This window comes from bacterium (assembly GCA_026398675.1).
Lineage (GTDB): Bacteria > RBG-13-66-14 > RBG-13-66-14 > RBG-13-66-14 > RBG-13-66-14 > RBG-13-66-14.
Map to the genome: position 1 here is coordinate 1 of JAPLSK010000407.1, position 1999 is coordinate 1999.

Annotated in this window: 4 protein-coding genes; all 4 read left to right on the top strand. The window is 64.6% G+C overall.

Annotation, left to right across the window (positions count from 1 at the left end; translation table 11 throughout):
* The coding region (locus tag NTW26_11940) for a VWA-like domain-containing protein (protein ID MCX7022958.1) at positions 1-375 on the top strand (375 nt) is incomplete at its 5' end.
* A gap of 5 nt (positions 376-380) precedes the next feature.
* Positions 381-719 (top strand): hypothetical protein, encoded by a 339-nt coding sequence (locus tag NTW26_11945; protein ID MCX7022959.1) that lies wholly within the window; start codon positions 381-383, stop codon positions 717-719.
* Positions 720-764: 45 nt separating this feature from the next.
* The gene (locus tag NTW26_11950; GenBank protein MCX7022960.1) at positions 765-1334 is read left to right on the top strand and encodes a hypothetical protein; all 570 of its coding nucleotides are present in this window, start codon (positions 765-767) and stop codon (positions 1332-1334) included.
* A 31-nt stretch (positions 1335-1365) separates the two neighbouring features.
* Complete coding sequence (locus NTW26_11955; GenBank protein MCX7022961.1) at positions 1366-1875, top strand: hypothetical protein; 510 nt, start codon at positions 1366-1368, stop codon at positions 1873-1875.
* Positions 1876-1999 lie beyond the last annotated feature (124 nt).

A 1999-nucleotide genomic window follows, 5' to 3' on the forward strand; every position in this document is an offset into this window, starting at 1 on the left:
GGGAGCATCTCGGTGAAAGACCTGCAGGACTTCTTCGCCGAAATCGAGGAAATCAGCTCGGGGCACACCGTCGAGCTGGTCACCTTCGACGTCCAGGTGCAGCCGGTCAACGGCGAGTACGTCCGGGCCTACCGCCGGGGCGACTGGCGGAGAATCAATCTCAAGGGTGGCGGCGGAACCTCCTTCGTCAACGCCTTCCACTGGGTGGACGAGCACCGCCTCTGGGCCGCGTGCAACGTCGTCCTCACCGACGGCTGCGCCCTCTGGCCCAAGGGGTACGCGGGCCTGGAGCTCATCTGGTGCCTCACCAAAGGCAGACACGCGGTCAAGCCGCCTTTCGGCGACGTGGTCCGCATCGGCGGCGAGAACCGCTGACAACCATGAAAGATCAACGCAAAAAGGGGAAGATAAAACCCATTGGCTTCCTGGCCGCCCCGCCCATGCCGCTTTTTAAGGAGGAAGGGCGGACCGTCCCCGTGGACCCCGGCTCCACGCCCCACTGGATGCTGCTCTTCTCCCGGCTGGCCGTGGCCGGCCTCCTGCGGGAACGACCGATGACCCTGGAGGAGCTGGAGGACCGGGTGAGGAGCCTGATGCGCGAGGCCGAGTTCTCGCGACCGGACGACCTCGTCGGCTTCCTGAAGCACATCCTGTGGCTTCTGGAAAAAGAGGGCCGGGTCGTCGCCGAGGGTGACCCGGTGAAGTACAGGTTCCTGTGATTCAAGGGAAGCAAAACTGACCGACATTGAAGAAGGTCATGGCGAATGCCCGAGATCACCGAAATCGCAAGGCTCATCGTGGTCCGGTTGGAGCCCGACCTGCCCTGGTGCGTCATGGACCCGTGGCGCTGGGCGGAGGCGGGCGCCACCGGCGAGACGGCGATTCTCTCCATGATGAGCTACACCGACGAGACCCGGTCGAAGTTCCTCAACTACGTTCTCCTCGGCTGCACCGTGACCATCTCGGTGTACCACGACGCGTACAAGGTCGCACCCTACCCGGCGCTCCTGCGCTTCGACGAGAAGGTGAGCTTCCCCGTCAATCACCGGAAGCTGGAGGGCCTACCTCGGAGGTTGTTCGAGGAGCACCCCGAACTCCGGGTCCGGGTGTGTCCGGACAGGCTCATGGGTGTCCCGGTGTTGCCCGGCCTGACACAGATGACCCCGGAGCGCTGGAAACCCCTCGACCGGGAGCGCTACCCCCTGGTCCTGGCGCAGTCGTGCACCATCGCGGAGGGGGAGGGCATCGTGCTGGCGGAGCCGGTCACCCTGCTCCACCCGAAGGTGGATTTAAAGGAGCGGGATCTGCGCTGTCAAGCCCCCGGTTTATACTGACCCTGGGGGAGAGTGAAGAAGAGGTGCCTGAATGACCGAGATTATTGAGATGGCGCGGCTCATCGTGGTCAAGCTCGGGGGTTCCATCCCCTGGTGCCTGGTGGACCCGCAGCGCTGGGGGGAGGAGGGGGCCCGTGGCGAGACGGCCATGCTCCACGCCCTGAACACCAGCCCGGGCAACCCGAAATCACCGTCGCTCCGATACACCCTCTTCGGTCACACGGTGACCATGACGGCGTTTCACGCAACTTACACGGGCTCCCCCGTTCAGGCGGGGCTCCGCCTCGACGACAAGGTCAGCCTCCCCGTCGGGTGCCGACGCATGGAGAACGGGCACCGACACTTGTTCGAGGCGCATCCCGAGCTCCGGGTGAGAATCCGGACCAACGACAGAAAGAAGGACTATCCGCTGGTCATCGTGCCGGTGGGCACCCTCCGGGAGGGGGAGGGCCTGGTGCTGGTGGAGTCGGCCGGCTTGCTCCCCCGGTCAATGGGAATCGAGGAGCGGGACCTGTTCTGTCAGGCCTCGGGTATATCCTAGTCTTGTAGAGGGAAGCGTGCCGGGGGGTCCCGGCGCGAGAGTGAGAAAGGCGAAGATGACGAAGAAGAAACTGGCTCTGGTCCTGTTGATTGCCCTCGGCTGCCTGGTTCTGCCACCGGTCCTG

Coding starts and splice junctions, on each gene's coding strand:
- NTW26_11945 (MCX7022959.1), top strand. CDS start 381: ATGAAAGATCAACGCAAAAAGGGGAAGATAAAACCCATTGGCTTCCTG.
- NTW26_11950 (MCX7022960.1), top strand. CDS start 765: ATGCCCGAGATCACCGAAATCGCAAGGCTCATCGTGGTCCGGTTGGAG.
- NTW26_11955 (MCX7022961.1), top strand. CDS start 1,366: ATGACCGAGATTATTGAGATGGCGCGGCTCATCGTGGTCAAGCTCGGG.